The following is a 14906-nucleotide window of genomic DNA, read 5'->3' as shown; positions in this document are numbered from 1 at the left end:
TGCTCCAAGCTGCTGGCAAGGGTGGGACAAAACGTACAGGCGGGAGACATCATCGCCCTCTCCGGCAGCACTGGGCGCTCCACCGGTCCGCATCTCCATTTCGAGGTGCGCGTCAACGGAGAGCGGGCGAATCCAAGGGCATATCTGCCGAAAGGCTGAAAGGAAAAACTAATTATGAATACTGCAATAAAACCGATCACGCCGGAGCGTGAGCAGGAGTTGGTTGCGAAGCTCGTGGATCTTCTCAGTAGCCGCTATGACGCCGGGAATCTCTATGACATCCTGCGTCACGGGCTTGGCATAGATCACAGCGACATGGAGGCGCTGGGCTTCCAGCTCCGCGACTACTACGAGGAGGTTGAGTAATATGGCATACCAAAAAGTATCCAGACCGTCCACGGTCTATCATTTGACGCAAAAAGGCAATCTCGACAGCATTCTGGATGACGGCGTGATCCGCCGCTTTGGTGATACGGAATGTTGGTTCTGCGAGAGTCTCGACAAAATGAAAGCGTACATGGAGCAGACCGTGATGTGCGAAGGCAAACCGTATCGCACCGCAGATGGACAGCTCTGCCATTACTCCAAATTCAACCCGGAAGCATACATCCTTCTCAAGCTTGCTCCCATCCGGCAGGAAAATGCATGGTATCGCCGGACTCAGGAACAGCCTTCAAGCAGTTCTGATGAAATGATGCAGGCAGAAAGAGAATTCTTCCCACTGAGTATTGGATATCGCGGTGATATGGCATTTCAAAATGCGGAAGTGATTGATGTGCCAAAATTCCTTGCCGGCGAAATCGTCAGCCACAAGGAGCTGACCTCCAGTGAACTGTGGGGCCTGTTATTTGAGCGAACCGAGGCAGAGATGGCTGCCTATATGCGTGGGCTGGATCATCTGGAACGTGACGAACTGATCCAGTCCGCAGAGGAGATCTCCGCCATGCAGGTGTGCCGCAGAGGACTAATGGCGGAGAGGAAAAAACTGACAAGAAGAAACGTTCTATTTTTACTTCAGGTGGAAAAGCCGCTGGGAATGATTTCTGAAGTGTGGATGGAGCAGCAGAATGCCGAAGAAGGTAATGCTTTTTCCCGATTGCTTGCGGAACTGTACAAGCAGAAAGGAAATGGGTATCTGATCGATGATGAACAGCCAGAAACCGTGAAGCAGATGCTGGAATCCTGTCCAAACAATTGCTTCATGCTTCTGATGCCGCAAGGTATTTTAAAGCTTGCCTCCGATGAAGCTGAAAAGGCTCTGCGCGGTGAAGAATACACTGTACTTCTGGACTATTCCGGAGATTCAGAACCGATTAAGACAGCAGACTTGCTGGAAATGGTAGTCATTGATATGAGGAAGGATGAGCAGGGCTGCTGGTATGTCCTGGTTGTCCATCCAAAGCTGTTGGAGGCGCTTAGACGGGAAAAGAAAATGACCTGATGTCCTCATTACCGACGAACACATCGGAGCCTATGCGGTGATCGACCACGGCAATGGCCTTGCCACGCTGTACGGCCACTGCTCCAAGCTGCTGGCAAAAGCAGGCCAGACGGTGGAGGCGGGAGACATCATCGCTCTCTCCGGCAGCACCGGGCGCTCCACCGGTCCGCATCTTCATTTCGAGGTGCGTGTCAACGGGGAGCGGACGAATCCAAGGGCATATCTGCCAAAAAGTTAAAAAGGACAACAGTCAAAGGAACAGAAATGGAGGCAAGCGATGTCAGATAAAAACTCGCTATTGGAATTCCCAACGGACGAAACCAAGGAAAAAGTACAATGGACAAAAGGACACGACTTCATGGACGGCACGCCGCGGTATACCTTTGAGGGACGCGATCCCGCTACGACCTATGAGCGCTTTCAAGTCGTAATCTACACAGAGTGGGAACACCGGTACGCACATGATCCCGGCAACCGGTGCAAACACTATTACGGCTATGTGCGTGATAATGAACAGGAATGGTCAGAAACCATCGGACCGTTCTTCTCTGTGAGGGAAGCGAAGAAGGAAACGCTGGCGCTATTCAATTCCTTTATGGAGCGGTTCGTTGCAATGGAGTCGGCTACGCAGAAGCACAATATGAAAATGGGAGGAATCTGAGTATGGCGTATGTAAAAGTCAGGCCGCCGGTCAAGATTTATCACCTGACGGGGAAGGACAATCTCAACAGCATTCTGGACGACGGCGTGATCCGCCGCTTCAACGATACGGAATGCTGGTTCTGCGAGAGCCTCGATAAGATGCGGGCATACATGGAGCAGACCGTGATGTGCGAGGGCAAGCCCTACTACGCCGTAGGCGGTCAGCTCTGTCGCTATCCCAAGTTCGTGCCGGAGGACTATGTTCTCCTCAAGCTCACGCCCAGTCACGCAAAGGATAACTGGTACCGCTGGGATCAGGAGATCCCTCCCGGCAGCCCCAGAGGACTGGTGCAAGCAGCTAAAGAATTCTCTATGCTGAAGATCGGCTACCGCGGCGACATGGCATTCCGCAACGCGGAGGTCATCGATGTGCCGCTGTTTCTTACGGATGGGATCACGCAGGGAGAGCCGGTGCAGACCACATCGGAACTGCGGGAACTCCTGTTTGAACATGTCGAGCGTGAGCAGAGGGAATACACAGATTCCCTCTACCGCATGACGCAGGGACAGCTCATCGCCAACGCAGGAGAGATCGAGGCGAATCGTTTTTGCTATAATGCCTTGCTGACCATGCGTTTAGACCGTGAACAGTTGAAAGTGCTGGCGGCGATGGATGACCCGCTGGAGGCAGTACGCAGCGCATGGGCCTCGGCGCAGGACGTGGGACAGGAGGAAGAATTCTCTCATACGCTGTTTGAAATCTGTGAGCAGACGGCGCAAGAACAGACGATGCGGATGAAATAGGAGGAACATACCAACCATGAAAAAGGAAAATGTCACGATCTCATTCAAGAGCGAGCAGCTTGCCGCTCTCGAATTTTCACTTAAAAAGAAGAACTCCAGCGTGCAAGCACAGTTGGAGGAGCTGCTCAAATGCCTCTACGAATCTGAGGTGCCGGAGCCGGTGCGGGAATATCTCGCCAGCCGCACAGCGCCTGCTGCCCGTCCGCGCCGTCCGGCAAGACCGGCGAAGCCGCAGCCGCGGGAGGAGCCTCCTTCCGCGTTGGCGCAGCCCACTGACGAAAGGAATGGTGAGTGAGATGGCAGATCATGTAGACATCACGCTGTGGATCGACCGGCGATGGAAGGATGCCATTGAAAAGCATCTCAAGGATGAAACCTTGCAGGAGCATCTGGAGGATGTGCTGGATGAGCTGTGCAACCAGCTCCCAGAACGTGAGTATGAGCGCATCAGTGCCGAGATCTACGCGGAGGATGCCGCGCGGCGCACGGAGGAAGAAGCAGCCCGCACCTACGCCGCCTACCATGTGATGGAGCGCGGGCAGGAGTGGTACTTCAAGACCTCGCTCGGCGAGGAGCTGCTGGCGGTCGGAAAAAAGCTGCGCGGTTATCTTACAAAGGGCAGTGGTGTTGCACCGGACAAATTTATCGGAATGTTTTTCGGCGGGCAACCCATCACGGTGGAAGAGTACAACGCGCTCACTGCCCTTCGCATGGAGAACACCGGCAAGGTGCGCGGCGTGTTCGATGTGAACTTCGACAAGCGGGAGTTCTCCGCCGTTCACATCATGGACGGTTGGCAGACCTGGGCGATGCGGGATGTGTCAGCGGCGGTGTACCATGCCACACGGTCGCAATTCGCGTCGAGCGATGATAAGTGGCGCAAGCTGCTAGATCATCTGAGCGGTAAAGAGATCACCTCGGTGGGACATCTCTCCGCGCGAAATTTCTCTTTCGGTGATGAGATCATCGAATCGGACGGCAAGCTCAATTTTTATGTGCAGACGGAGTTCGATGTGGACGCTGCCTTCGGAACCTTCGTCCTCACGGGCAAAAACGATGACTGGCTCAACATCTATGCCAACTACGACATCGCGGAGGATAGACCCTGCGACACGCTGGAGCTGACGCTCTGCAAGGGTGACGGTTCCGAGGAAAGCTGGAGCTACCAGCTCAACGCCGCAGAGCAGGATGTCCTGCTGCGTAAAATGGAGGAATACTGTCAACAGCAGACCGGCATGAGTCTCCACGACTACGCGCAGCAATTCCGCGAGGAACCGGAACAGCAGCAGGGGCCGGTGATGAAGCTGTAGGTACAAACGCAGGCACAGCAAGGCTGAAGCACTCACGACTGCGGAAACAACAGCGTCCAGGCTGCGCGTGCCTGCGGGCCCGCGGCGCCGCCGAACTGCGTCAACCCGCCCTTGGCGGGCAGCCGCAGTTTGGCGGCTGTTATTCTGCTCCCGCGGTTTTTCTCCGTCCCGAATTTGAAAGCGTTTTGCACAGATTTTGTGCCTTCAAATGTGCCGCGCAGGGCGGCTCCCCGTTTCCCCGCACCGTTCGCCCTGTGTGCCGCTGTGTGCGCGTTTAAGGGCTGGGGTGGAGTGTGTACCCGCCAAAGCCCATTGAAGCGAGTGTTGCGGCGTTTATGGGCGATGTGCGAAAAATCCGTGTGGATAAGGCTTCGACGATGGAGAAATGAGCCTTTGGGGAGGGTGTTTTTCCTCCTGACCATGCCCTGTTCCAGAGACTTTCGCCCCTTATTTACCCGTTCGATAGTGGAACAAGATAAAGGGCCGCAGTCGCAAGCGCCCGCGGCCCGCCCACAAAGCCCCGCAGTGCGGGGCTTTTTCGCGCTTTCCAAAGCGCAGTCTACTTCAGCACATTTCAGAAAAACCGCAGTCTGGTTTCCAAAAAGGCACGGTGTTTCCGGCACTCGCGCCCCTTTTGACCGACGGCAAGGAAAGGAGAACACCGATGGAAGAAAAAGTGAAAAAGAAAACGACATTCTGGCTCCCGCCCGACATGATCGACCGCATGGACAGCTGGCTGAAAGCTGATAACTGCCGCAGCCGCAATGAATTCGTAGAAAAGGCCCTGCGGTTCTACATGGGCTATCTCGGCACGGAGGACAACACCGCCTACCTCTCGCAAGCCATCCTCACCGCCATTCAGGGTACGCTGGACGACAACAACAACCGTCTGCGGACGATCCTCTTCAAGTGCGCGGTGGAGCTGAATATGCTCTGCCACACCATCGCCGCGCACTTCCGTACCGATCCCATCCACACGCGGGAGCTGCGGGCCTACGCGGTGGATGAGGTGAAGCGCACCAATGGTCAGGTGAGTTTTGAAAACGCGGTGCGGAGCCAGCGGCGCATAGAGCCGGATGACACATGGCCCGGATCGTACTGATCTCGCCCTACCTCAAGGGCGGACAGAACGCCGCGAAGCTGGCGCAGCGTACCCGCTACGTCGCCACCCGTCCCGGCGTGGAGCTGCTGGCGGATGAACGCAGTACACTCCCCGCCACAAAAAAGCAGCGGGATTTTATCACGCGGCTGCTGAAGTCCTTCCCCTCCTGCTGGGAACTCATTGAGTACGAGGAATATCTGGATCACCCCACCCAGGGCAGCGCCTCCGCGTTCATCCAGCAGGTGCAGGAAGACTACATGGAGGCGCTGGAGCAAAAGGAAAATTTTATCGACTACATCTCCCATCGCCCCGGCGTCCAGAAGGACGGTGAGCACGGGCTGTGGGACGCTCACGGTAAGGTACAAAATCTCGCGCGGGCGGTACGGGAGGTGGCGGAGCATTCGGGCAATGTGTGGACGCCGGTGGTGGCGCTGCGCCGTGAGGACGCAGAGCGGCTGGGCTATGACAGCGCGGAAAACTGGCAGGCTCTGGTGAACGCCTCCATCTGCGATATCGCAAAGGCGTATAAGATCCGACTGGAAAACCTGCGTTGGTATGCTGCGTTCCACCAGAAGCCAAATCAGGTGCATATCCACATGATCATCTTCTCCGCAGATCCAAAGGAGGGCTACCTCACCAAAGAGGGTATCCGGGAAATGAAATCCGTCTTCGCCAGACGGATCTACCACGCGGATCGGATGCACATCTACCAGCAAAAGGATACCGCGCGGCAGGAGCTACAGGTGCAGACCCGCAAGGCAATGGTGGAGTGCATCGCGCAGCTGGAGCATGGCTCGATGGACAATCCACGGCTGGAGCAGCTTACCGCAGAACTGGCGAATCGTCTGCTGACGATCAAGGGCCGAAAGGTCTACGGCTACCTGCCGCCAAGGGTCAAGGCCATCGTGGATGCCATCGTGGAGGAGCTGGCGAAGGACGAGCGGGTGTCCACCGCCTACGAAACGTGGCAGACGCTCTACGAGCAGGTGTGCTTGGACTACGATCAGCGGCCGCGCAAGCGTCTGCCGCTCTCCCAGCAAAAGGAGTTCCGGAGCGTCCGCAATATGGTCATTCAGGAAACACTGCAATGGATAGCGGAGCGGCAGCGGTACGCGGATGTGCGGAGAACTCCTTCCATGCAGGAAGGACCTATCATCAAAAAGGATGCCGCAGAAGCCGCGCCAAAGAACTCTGAGGTCACGGCATCTCTCGCGTCAGCGCAGCCCAAATCTGACCGTGCGGCGAGTACCGCACCGGAAGATCCCGGCTCCGCTGACGCTGCCGCCTCCAAAGGTACCGCGCCGCCCGTGGGCGAAATGACTCCGACGCACTCACAGCCATCCGGTCAAGCAGGGCAAACCGCACCGGCAGGAGCAGATTATCGTGCCCCCACGGTGGGCGAAACCGTTGTGCGGATGCTGCATCACATGAGCAGAATTTTTGAGGACAACAGCAAGATCGACCAGATCCACCGCGGCTTGCAGATCGACCGCAAGCGCCGACAGGAATTGCAGCGCAAGCGGCTGGCGATGGGACACAAGCCGGACGACCATGAGGAACAAACATTCAGATAGCACAAAGCAGAATTATGAAAGGACATGTCATGAGCAAATTTATCTATTTCACGCCGGAGGAAAAAGCACGTGCGCAGAACACGGATCTCGTGTCGCTGCTGCGCGCCCAGGGCGAGCGACCTGTGCGCTCCGGCCGGGAGTTCCGTACGCCCAATGATCCCAGCATCACCGTGCGGGGCAACAAATGGTTTGATCACTCCGCACGGGTCGGCGGCTATGCCGTCAGCTTCGTGCAACGTTATTACCGTCTCCCTTATCAGGAGGCGGTTTTGCTTTTGCTGGGCAGAAAGAACAGAAAAACATATGAACAGGCAAAGCCTGTGAATGAAGTTCCAAAGGCTTTCGCGCTGCCGGAGCCTTACGGAACCATGCGGCGTATGTATGCCTACCTCATGCGTCAGCGCCACATTGACCGCGAGGTTATTTCCGCCTTCGTACATGAAAAGCTGCTCTACGAGGACAAGCATCACAACTGTGTTTTCGTGGGGCTGGATGACAGCGGTGAGGCCAAGCACGCGCACATCCGCAGTACCAACAGCGAGGGACAGGTGTTCCGCATGAACATCGAGGGCAGCGCAAGTGAGCATTGCTTCCACAAAGGCGGGACCGACAAGTCCCTCTATGTGTTCGAGGCGCCCATCGACCTTCTGTCCCACATTACCCTCTATCCATACGGCTGGCAGGAACACAGCTATGTTGCCTGCTGCGGAACTTCCATCCAGCCGGTGCTGGAACGGCTGCGGCAGAATCCAAAGCTGGACATGGTGTATCTGTGCCTCGACAACGATGACGCGGGCAATGACGCCTGCGACCGCATGACGGATACGCTGGAGGACATGGGCTTGGATGTGGAGCGTCTTTGCCCGGTGCGCAAGGACTGGAATGACGATCTCTGCGCCAAATTTGAGAGAAAGGGGAAAGACGCATGAACGAAAATGTATGGCCCCTGATTTTGCTTGGCGGCGGACTGCTGGCATTTTTGCTTGTCGTGTCCTTTCTCTCCAAGAATTACTCACTCAACAATTTCAAGAGCAAGACCGTTGGCGACGGTCAGCACGGTACGGCTCGGTGGGCAACGCCCAAGGAGATCGGCAAGACCTATCATGTGGTCCCGTTTCGCCCGCGCTGCTGGCGCAAGGGAAAGGATCTGCCTACGGTGCAGGGCATCATCCTCGGCAGCATGGGCGGCAGAAAGCGCAGAGCTAAAAAAGGCGTGATCTCACAAGCCACGCACAAGCTGCTGGAGAGGCTCCGCCGTCCTACAGCAGGGAAAAAAGAACAGCGAAAGCCGAAGAAAAAGAAGTCGGCGATTTCCAAAATCAAAAATGTGGTGGAAGATCAGCGGGATGTCCGTGCGCTGGTGGACAGCGATGATATCCACTGTCTGATGATCGGCGCTTCCGGCGTGGGCAAAACCGCGTATTTTTTATATGCAAATTTGGAGTACGCCAGCGCCAGCGGCATGAGCTATCTGGCGTTGGACACCAAGGGGGACTTGGCGAGGAACTACGGTGCCATTGCCTCCCGGTATTACGGCTACAAGGTATCCGTCATTGATCTGCGCAACCCAACCCGCTCAGACGGTTTTAATTTCCTGACACTGATGAATCACTACATGGATATTGCACGCAAGCATCCGGAGAACCTTGCCGCCCGTGCGCGCGCAGAAAAATATGCCAAGATCCTTGCCAAGACCATCATCAACCCGGACGGCGACGCTGCCCAATACGGTGAGAATGCTTTCTTCTACGACAGCGCTGAGGGACTTCTGACTGCCATTGTGCTCCTGCTGGCGGAGTTCGCACCGCCAAAGGATGGAGAGCCGGAAAAACGGCATATCGTGTCAGCCTTCAAGCTGGTGCAAGATCTTCTGGCGGTGCCGAAGTCAAGAGGCAAGAACGGCTTTCAAGTGCTCATGGATGAACTGCCACCGGAGCATAAGGCCCGGTGGCTGGCAGGCGCAGCCCTCACCAGTGCGGATCAATCTATGGCTTCGGTCATGTCCACTGTTATGTCCCGCCTCAACGCCTTTCTGGATACAGAGCTGGAACAGGTCATCTGCTATGACAGTCCCATCAATGCGGAGATGTTCGCCTCGGAGAAGTGCGCCATCTTCCTGATTTTGCCGGAAGAAGATCCCGCGAAGAATTTCATCGCGGCGCTCATGATCCAAAACCTGTCCCGCGAATTGTTCTCCGTGGCGGACGAGCATGACGGCAGGCTCAAGAACCGCGTGGTACTGTTCTGCGATGAGCTGGGAACCATGCCGCCCTTTGATATCCTGCCCCTATTCAGCGCGGGGCGTTCCCGCAGGCTGACGCTGGTACCCATTATCCAGAGCCTGGCCCAATTGGAGAAGAACTATGGAAAAGAGGGCGCGGAAATTATATGTGACAACTGCCAGGACACCATCTTCGGCGGCTTTTCGCCCCAGAGCAAAACAGCCGACGCACTCTCCGCCGCCCTCGGCAGCAGGACCGTGCTGTCCGGCTCTGTCAGTCAGGGAAAAGAGAGCAGCCAGTCCTTGCAGATGATGGAGCGCGCTCTCATGACGCCAGATGAACTGAAATCCATCCCCAAGGGTGAGTTTGTAGTGATGAAAACGGGAACTCATCCCATGCGCACCAAGCTGCGTCTCTTCCTGGATTGGGGCATCACCTTTGACCCGGACGGCTATCGGATGCCGGAGCGGGCGGCCCGAAAGATCGCCTACATAGACCAGGGCGAACTCATCCGCAGCATCCATCGAAGCTGCATAAAGAATCCCTATAACATGGAGGGAAGCAGATGAGCCAATTCAACTTTATCTACGCCGAGGAGCATCTGAGCCACCGGGAGAAGGCGGTCTATATCTACCTTCGGGACCGGGCGGACGCCTCCGGCGTCTGCTGGCCGGGGATCAAAACCATTGCCCGAGAATTGGGACTTTCGCCGCGGACTGTCCAGCGGGCACTGGCAGATCTGGAGCGCAGGAAGCTCATTGAAAAGCGGAACCGCCGCCGCTCCAATGGCAGCCTCACCAGCAATTTATACCGGCTGACCAAGCATAAAACGTCACAGCCTCCCGCCAAGGGGGGACTGTGACGTTTTTACTCTCAAAATTCTGTCCATAGGGTAGCGTCACCATGGCGCATCCAGAAGAGCCTACTCTACCGGAGGATACAGGACAGAGAAAGAACAAGAATATGGAGGAACTTATGAAGATGATCGTTAGAAGAACAGCGTTGGCTGTCTGCACCCTTGTCCTGGCATTGATCCTGCCCACAGCTGCTTCCGCTGCCTGCACAGGCTTTGATGACGTGCCGGAGACTGTAGACTGCTATGAGAGCGTGATATATCTGGCAGAATGTGAGATCGCTGCCGGAACAGGAAATGACTGCTTCTCGCCGGAACAGCTCATCACTGTGGAGCAATGGGCTGTCATGCTCTGCCGCGCCTATGGTGTGGAAACTATCGGTGACAGCTGGCAGGATGTTGGCCGAAGCGGCGTCGTGGAAGCCTACCGGCAGGGCTGGCTGAACGAAACCGCATTCTCCGCGCCGTGTTCACCGATGTGTCGCAGCGTGCTGGTTGAGAGTGCTTTTGCCGCCGCAGATGTTCCGGTTTATGACAGCACGCTCTACGAGGGAGGGACATCGCTCAGCACGGCTGACAACATCCTGCGCGTGGGGCGGGAGCTCGGGCTGTGCTCTGATGATGCGGATGCCAATGCGCTCGTGACGCGCGGAGAAGCGGCGATCATTCTTCATGCTGTCCTGACACAGAGCTTCCGCATTGAGGAACCGCCTGTACCGGTGACGCTGGTGAATGCGGCAGGTGTCAATGTCAACGACTACCTGCTGGCGCTGCGGCAGGTGCCAGAGCCGGTGCTTGCCACCTTCAACGCCACCGGCTGGACGTACCGTATCGACTTCGACTACATCAGCGAACTTAGCAAGCAGCTGAACATGAGCTGCATTGGAGCCACCAGCTACGGCCAGAAAACCATCTACATCTCGGAGGCCAGCGCGACGCTCCACGAATTCGGACATTTTCTGGATTATGCCCTGGGTTTTCCCGCAGAGCATGAACGGCTGTATCTGGCAGAATCGCAGAACTCCAGTCTGCGGGACTATGCCAAGACCAATAGCCGGGAATTTTTTGCCGATTGCTTCGTCTACTGGATCACATACAGCGCTGACAAAAAGCGCATGGATGATTTCCGGGATGCAGCACCGCAGACTTACGCCTACATGAAGAAACTGGCAACAAACAACTGGGGAGCCTGATACATACGGTTCGCCACGGGGCGTCACAGAAATGGCAGAGTCCCGCAGTTGACAGATTCTCCCTTTTCCCGCTATAATGCAGTCATACTATAAACGAAAAGGAGAATCATTTCCATGAATAAAACCGAACTGACCGCCGCCATGGCGGAAACCAGCGGTCTGAGCAAAAAGGACTGCGAAGCGGCCCTCGCTGCCTTTACCGGCGCAGTGGAAACCGCCATGAAGAGCGGAGACAAGGTGCAGATGGTGGGCTTTGGCAGCTTCGAGGTAAAGAAGCGCCCTGCCCGTGTGGGCCGCAACCCCCGCACCGGCGAACCCATGACCTACCCCGCCTGCAAGGTGCCGGTTTTCAAGCCCGGCAAGGCACTCAAGGATGCCATTCGGTAAAGCCACATAACAGCAAGTTCCCCCGTGTCCTTCCAACCATATGAGAGGGCGCGGGGGGTTCTTTGGGAAAAGCCGTTGGTAAGCGCAGACCTCGTGTTTCCTGATGGACGGAAACCGCTCAGCATGGTATTCTTTCGATAAGGACTGACGTTTTCCAATACATTTCTGGGCATACCGGGCAACCACCGGTGAAAAGCGATTGCATTGTAAGGGAAATCCATGCAGGCAGAAAGAGCATGATCAGTGCTCCGGCTACCGCCGTATCAAACGCAGATACCGGCTCCTATACGAAAGGATGTCATATGGCAAAGAAAAAGAACGGCCGCAATCCACGCAATACGATGGAAAGTACAGACAGGAAGCTGATTGGCAATGCTTTTGATGACGCCATTCGCTTTGCGCGGAAAAACAGTTCCCATCCCAATGTGCCTAAGATCTATGATCTTGTCGGCCCTATCCTGAAGCGCCGCAAGGCCGCTGTTTACAACCTGCTGCCGGAAATCAGAAACCGATTCGGGCACCTCTATGGCAATTCGGATACCGGCCTTTTAACAGCATGGATCAATGAATGCAGTGCTCTGAACCATTCTGTTGACGGGGTGGATCACCTGTATTACATCACGCTGGCCGCTGCGATCTTTATGCTGGATGAGTTGAAACATGACGGAAGGCTCCCCGCGGCGTACTGCTGCTTTAATTCTTCTCAGGAAGCGCTGATGTCTGTTCGACTGCCGGATATTTATGACCCATGTCACGAAGAGATCGTGCTGCGGGGCATGATGGAGCTGATCCGGGAACGTGACCCGCGGGTCAATCCATTTCAAGCCTATATCAATGACGTGTCTGCCCAGCGCACGGAACCGGTGATCCACCAGAAGCCGGAGCAGGATTCCGAAAGTCTGTCCCCGCGGGAGCGTTTTAACGCTGTCATGGCCTTGGTCCCTTCCGTTGTAAAGGAACGGGCTATGAAGCGGTTCATAGAGAAGTATTGGGAGTTTCTGGGCATCTTCTTCGCCTGTGACGCTCCGCTGTGTAAGAAGCAGACCGAATTACTGCGACAATCGGATTCCATCATGAGCGAGTGCCGCAAACTGCATAAGAGACTCGTGGAAAAACGGGAGGAAAAGAAGTCGCCAAACATACCGCGCTATGTATTGGCTCCGAAAGCCGCGCTTCCTTTCCAAGAGCTGCAGGATATAAGCGGAAACTGCGGAATGAGCAGAGCGGAAACCTTCGCCATAGACGAAATGGACCGGCTGCAGGCGATGGCTGCGCAGGGCCTCGCTATGGAGGATGCGGCCGACGATGCAGGGCACAGACGGTTCTTACTCGCCCTGTTCGCACATTCCGCACAGATGGTTAAGCAAGAAGACCTTATAGAAAACCTGGACGCCGACATTGCGGAATGCCTTTTGCGTTTTGAAGTCAACGACCCGTATGAAACCTGCTTCGGATATCTGTGCCTCATAGAAGCCGGAAGCGATATTCCATGGACCTATAATGCCGCTGTTGCCGTTCTGATGGCTGCGGCACGCAAGCTGCCATGGAACGCACGCACACTCGATGAACTGGACGACCTCACGGATGGGTTTGATGAAGAAAGCGATTCGGAATACCTGCATGAGAACGCGGATGGGGATTTTGCAAGGGATAAAGACATCGCGCCCATCGACTGGAACGATCGAAAGGCGGACCTATATCGACTCAACTATTTGAACACGCCCCTCTACGCGCCATTGGAATCACCTGCGCCTGACTGGAAATTGAATATCCCGCAGATCCTGTGTGGCCTTACGGGAATCGTAATGCCGCGAACGGTTTCCGACAGCGACGGAATGGCGGAGATTTTCGAGGAGGCAGGCGTGGAGAAAGGCACTGCGAAGGGGCTGGAGCTATATCTTCAAATTGCTCTGGACGTACAGATGCAAAGCAGGGACTGGCGGCGTGACTTCCGACATCCCTCTGCCGAACTTCCGGAAGAACCCGCCAATTCGGATATTGAAAACGCAGTCAACATTGATAAGGAGGATGACATTGATGGGCTGAAAGCCAAAATCAGACGGCTAAGGGAATCCAATGAGAAATACAGGGAAGATCTCTACCAGATCCGGCGCGAAATGGAAACGGTTAAGGAGCACACCGCAAACGTGGAGAAGCGGGCGGCTGCCGAGAGGACGGAACTCGCTGAACTCCGGGAGCTGATTTTCATGCAGGCCAATGCCGTTGAAATGGGGGGACCGGAACAGGATAAAGCGGCAGAACTGAAATTTCCTTATTCCACGCGAAAGAGAGTCGTTGTCTTCGGCGGCCATGACTCCTGGCGCAAGGCGATTCGCCCGCTTCTTCCCAATGTCACCTTTATCAACCGTGAGCAGAGACCCAACGCGGATATGATCAAGGCGGCGGATGTGGTCTGGATCCAACCCAATGCGCTCTCTCATCGCAGCTTTTATAAGATCATCAATGTGGTTCGAACCAATCAGGTGCAGATCCGGTACTTTGGCTATGCCAGCGCAATGAAATGCGCGGTGCAGGTGCTGGAGGATGATGCTTCCGATGGGAAGCGTTGAGCCGACGCGGATGCTGTGTTCAGCAACATCCCACCTGCTGAATCACGCTTTTTATGAGAACGCTGAATGGCTGAAGGTTTCCTATATCAGATTTCATGGGATCACAAGTGAAAAGTGACACAAAAGCCTTGAAAAAACGGAATTGACAACAAATGACAACTACACTACAATAAAAGTGAGATCAGGCTTCGGCATCCGACTATAAATAGCGCATACGAAATGCAGATCTTGTGAAATGTTTCCCAGCTTTTGAAAATAACATTTTTATAAAAGTGAGGATCAGGATATGAATCAGACGGTGGCAAAGCTCATTAACGAGCAGATCAACAAGGAATTCTATTCGGCGTACCTTTATCTGGACTTCGCCAACTACTATGCGCAGGTGGGTCTGGACGGATTTGAAAACTGGTATAAGGTGCAGGCGCAGGAGGAGCGCGACCACGCGCTGCTGTTCTATCAGTATATGCAAAACAACAACGAGGCGGTCACCTTCGAGGCGGTGGCCAAGCCGGAGTGGGAGCGCGGGGATCACATGACTCCGCTGAAAAAGGCGCTGGAGCATGAGAAGTATGTCACGGCCAGCATCGACGCGATCTACGATGCCGCCTATGAGGTTCGGGACTTCCGCACCATGCAGACACTGGACTGGTTCATCAAGGAGCAGGGCGAGGAGGAGAAGAACGCCTCCGACCTCATCACCAAAATGGAGCTTTTCGGCGGGGACAGTAAGGGACTCTATATGCTCAACAGCGAGCTGAAAGCGAGAACCTATGCCGCGCCCACGCTGGTGCTGGACTAAAATCAACGG

The 14906-nt window shown here is 55.4% G+C and carries 16 protein-coding genes and 1 pseudogene; all 17 read left to right on the top strand.

The window, feature by feature from the left end:
* The coding region (locus H8Z83_RS12470; protein WP_187015346.1) for a M23 family metallopeptidase at positions 1 to 159 on the top strand (159 nt) is incomplete at its 5' end.
* Between the two features lie 15 nt (positions 160 to 174).
* Complete coding sequence (locus H8Z83_RS12465; protein ID WP_187015345.1) at positions 175 to 366, top strand: hypothetical protein; 192 nt, start codon at positions 175 to 177, stop codon at positions 364 to 366.
* Between the two features lies 1 nt (position 367).
* Positions 368 to 1441 carry a hypothetical protein gene (locus H8Z83_RS12460; RefSeq protein ID WP_187015344.1) on the top strand — a complete coding sequence of 358 codons (1074 nt, stop codon included), beginning with the start codon at positions 368 to 370 and terminating at the stop codon, positions 1439 to 1441.
* Positions 1442 to 1466: 25 nt separating this feature from the next.
* A pseudogene (locus H8Z83_RS12455) lies at positions 1467 to 1679 on the top strand (M23 family metallopeptidase); the annotation flags it as partial.
* 39 nt (positions 1680 to 1718) lie between these two features.
* Positions 1719 to 2102 carry a hypothetical protein gene (locus H8Z83_RS12450; protein ID WP_187015343.1) on the top strand — a complete coding sequence of 128 codons (384 nt, stop codon included), beginning with the start codon at positions 1719 to 1721 and terminating at the stop codon, positions 2100 to 2102.
* A gap of 2 nt (positions 2103 to 2104) precedes the next feature.
* Complete coding sequence (locus H8Z83_RS19650) at positions 2105 to 2887, top strand: hypothetical protein (RefSeq protein WP_243184983.1); 783 nt, start codon at positions 2105 to 2107, stop codon at positions 2885 to 2887.
* Between the two features lie 16 nt (positions 2888 to 2903).
* Positions 2904 to 3182 (top strand): DUF6103 family protein, encoded by a 279-nt coding sequence (locus tag H8Z83_RS12440; RefSeq protein WP_187015342.1) that lies wholly within the window; start codon positions 2904 to 2906, stop codon positions 3180 to 3182.
* Between the two features lies 1 nt (position 3183).
* Positions 3184 to 4197, top strand: a complete 1014-nt coding sequence (locus H8Z83_RS12435) for a hypothetical protein (RefSeq protein WP_187015341.1) — start codon at positions 3184 to 3186, stop codon at positions 4195 to 4197.
* 664 nt (positions 4198 to 4861) lie between these two features.
* Entirely contained in the window at positions 4862 to 5299 is a 438-nt protein-coding gene (locus H8Z83_RS12430) for a ribbon-helix-helix domain-containing protein (RefSeq protein WP_187015340.1), read from the top strand.
* Positions 5281 to 6873, top strand: coding sequence for a MobP3 family relaxase (mobP3, locus tag H8Z83_RS12425; RefSeq protein WP_187015339.1), 1593 nt, complete (start codon positions 5281 to 5283; stop codon positions 6871 to 6873). Before H8Z83_RS12430 ends, mobP3 begins: the two co-directional genes overlap by 19 nt.
* 29 nt (positions 6874 to 6902) lie before the next feature.
* Positions 6903 to 7802 (top strand): DUF3991 domain-containing protein, encoded by a 900-nt coding sequence (locus H8Z83_RS12420; RefSeq protein WP_187015338.1) that lies wholly within the window; start codon positions 6903 to 6905, stop codon positions 7800 to 7802.
* Positions 7799 to 9664 (top strand): type IV secretory system conjugative DNA transfer family protein, encoded by a 1866-nt coding sequence (locus H8Z83_RS12415; RefSeq protein ID WP_187015337.1) that lies wholly within the window; start codon positions 7799 to 7801, stop codon positions 9662 to 9664. The genes H8Z83_RS12420 and H8Z83_RS12415 overlap by 4 nt, the downstream gene beginning before the upstream one ends.
* On the top strand, positions 9661 to 9957 hold the full coding sequence (locus H8Z83_RS12410) for a helix-turn-helix domain-containing protein (RefSeq protein WP_187015336.1): 297 nt from the start codon (positions 9661 to 9663) through the stop codon (positions 9955 to 9957). The genes H8Z83_RS12415 and H8Z83_RS12410 overlap by 4 nt, the downstream gene beginning before the upstream one ends.
* A 113-nt stretch (positions 9958 to 10070) precedes the next feature.
* Positions 10071 to 11141 (top strand): anthrax toxin lethal factor-related metalloendopeptidase, encoded by a 1071-nt coding sequence (locus H8Z83_RS12405; RefSeq protein ID WP_187015335.1) that lies wholly within the window; start codon positions 10071 to 10073, stop codon positions 11139 to 11141.
* Positions 11142 to 11255: 114 nt separating this feature from the next.
* Positions 11256 to 11528, top strand: a complete 273-nt coding sequence (locus H8Z83_RS12400; protein WP_187015334.1) for an HU family DNA-binding protein — start codon at positions 11256 to 11258, stop codon at positions 11526 to 11528.
* Between the two features lie 302 nt (positions 11529 to 11830).
* Positions 11831 to 14098 carry a hypothetical protein gene (locus tag H8Z83_RS12395; RefSeq protein WP_187015333.1) on the top strand — a complete coding sequence of 756 codons (2268 nt, stop codon included), beginning with the start codon at positions 11831 to 11833 and terminating at the stop codon, positions 14096 to 14098.
* Positions 14099 to 14384: 286 nt separating this feature from the next.
* Positions 14385 to 14897 carry a ferritin gene (locus H8Z83_RS12390; RefSeq protein WP_187015332.1) on the top strand — a complete coding sequence of 171 codons (513 nt, stop codon included), beginning with the start codon at positions 14385 to 14387 and terminating at the stop codon, positions 14895 to 14897.
* The last annotated feature ends 9 nt before the right edge of the window (positions 14898 to 14906 follow it).

The organism is Dysosmobacter segnis (assembly GCF_014297285.1).
In the GTDB taxonomy this organism is placed as follows: domain Bacteria; phylum Bacillota; class Clostridia; order Oscillospirales; family Oscillospiraceae; genus Oscillibacter; species Oscillibacter segnis.
Note: the sequence above shows the minus strand (reverse complement) of the source record. Positions and strands in the feature narration are given on the sequence as shown.

Bases quoted from the DNA above. Each gene is read 5' to 3' on its own strand.
- H8Z83_RS12465 (WP_187015345.1), top strand. From the start codon at position 175: ATGAATACTGCAATAAAACCGATCACGCCGGAGCGTGAGCAGGAGTTG.
- H8Z83_RS12460 (WP_187015344.1), top strand. From the start codon at position 368: ATGGCATACCAAAAAGTATCCAGACCGTCCACGGTCTATCATTTGACG.
- H8Z83_RS12450 (WP_187015343.1), top strand. From the start codon at position 1,719: ATGTCAGATAAAAACTCGCTATTGGAATTCCCAACGGACGAAACCAAG.
- H8Z83_RS19650 (WP_243184983.1), top strand. From the start codon at position 2,105: ATGGCGTATGTAAAAGTCAGGCCGCCGGTCAAGATTTATCACCTGACG.
- H8Z83_RS12440 (WP_187015342.1), top strand. From the start codon at position 2,904: ATGAAAAAGGAAAATGTCACGATCTCATTCAAGAGCGAGCAGCTTGCC.
- H8Z83_RS12435 (WP_187015341.1), top strand. From the start codon at position 3,184: ATGGCAGATCATGTAGACATCACGCTGTGGATCGACCGGCGATGGAAG.
- H8Z83_RS12430 (WP_187015340.1), top strand. From the start codon at position 4,862: ATGGAAGAAAAAGTGAAAAAGAAAACGACATTCTGGCTCCCGCCCGAC.
- mobP3 (WP_187015339.1), top strand. From the start codon at position 5,281: ATGGCCCGGATCGTACTGATCTCGCCCTACCTCAAGGGCGGACAGAAC.
- H8Z83_RS12420 (WP_187015338.1), top strand. From the start codon at position 6,903: ATGAGCAAATTTATCTATTTCACGCCGGAGGAAAAAGCACGTGCGCAG.
- H8Z83_RS12415 (WP_187015337.1), top strand. From the start codon at position 7,799: ATGAACGAAAATGTATGGCCCCTGATTTTGCTTGGCGGCGGACTGCTG.
- H8Z83_RS12410 (WP_187015336.1), top strand. From the start codon at position 9,661: ATGAGCCAATTCAACTTTATCTACGCCGAGGAGCATCTGAGCCACCGG.
- H8Z83_RS12405 (WP_187015335.1), top strand. From the start codon at position 10,071: ATGAAGATGATCGTTAGAAGAACAGCGTTGGCTGTCTGCACCCTTGTC.
- H8Z83_RS12400 (WP_187015334.1), top strand. From the start codon at position 11,256: ATGAATAAAACCGAACTGACCGCCGCCATGGCGGAAACCAGCGGTCTG.
- H8Z83_RS12395 (WP_187015333.1), top strand. From the start codon at position 11,831: ATGGCAAAGAAAAAGAACGGCCGCAATCCACGCAATACGATGGAAAGT.
- H8Z83_RS12390 (WP_187015332.1), top strand. From the start codon at position 14,385: ATGAATCAGACGGTGGCAAAGCTCATTAACGAGCAGATCAACAAGGAA.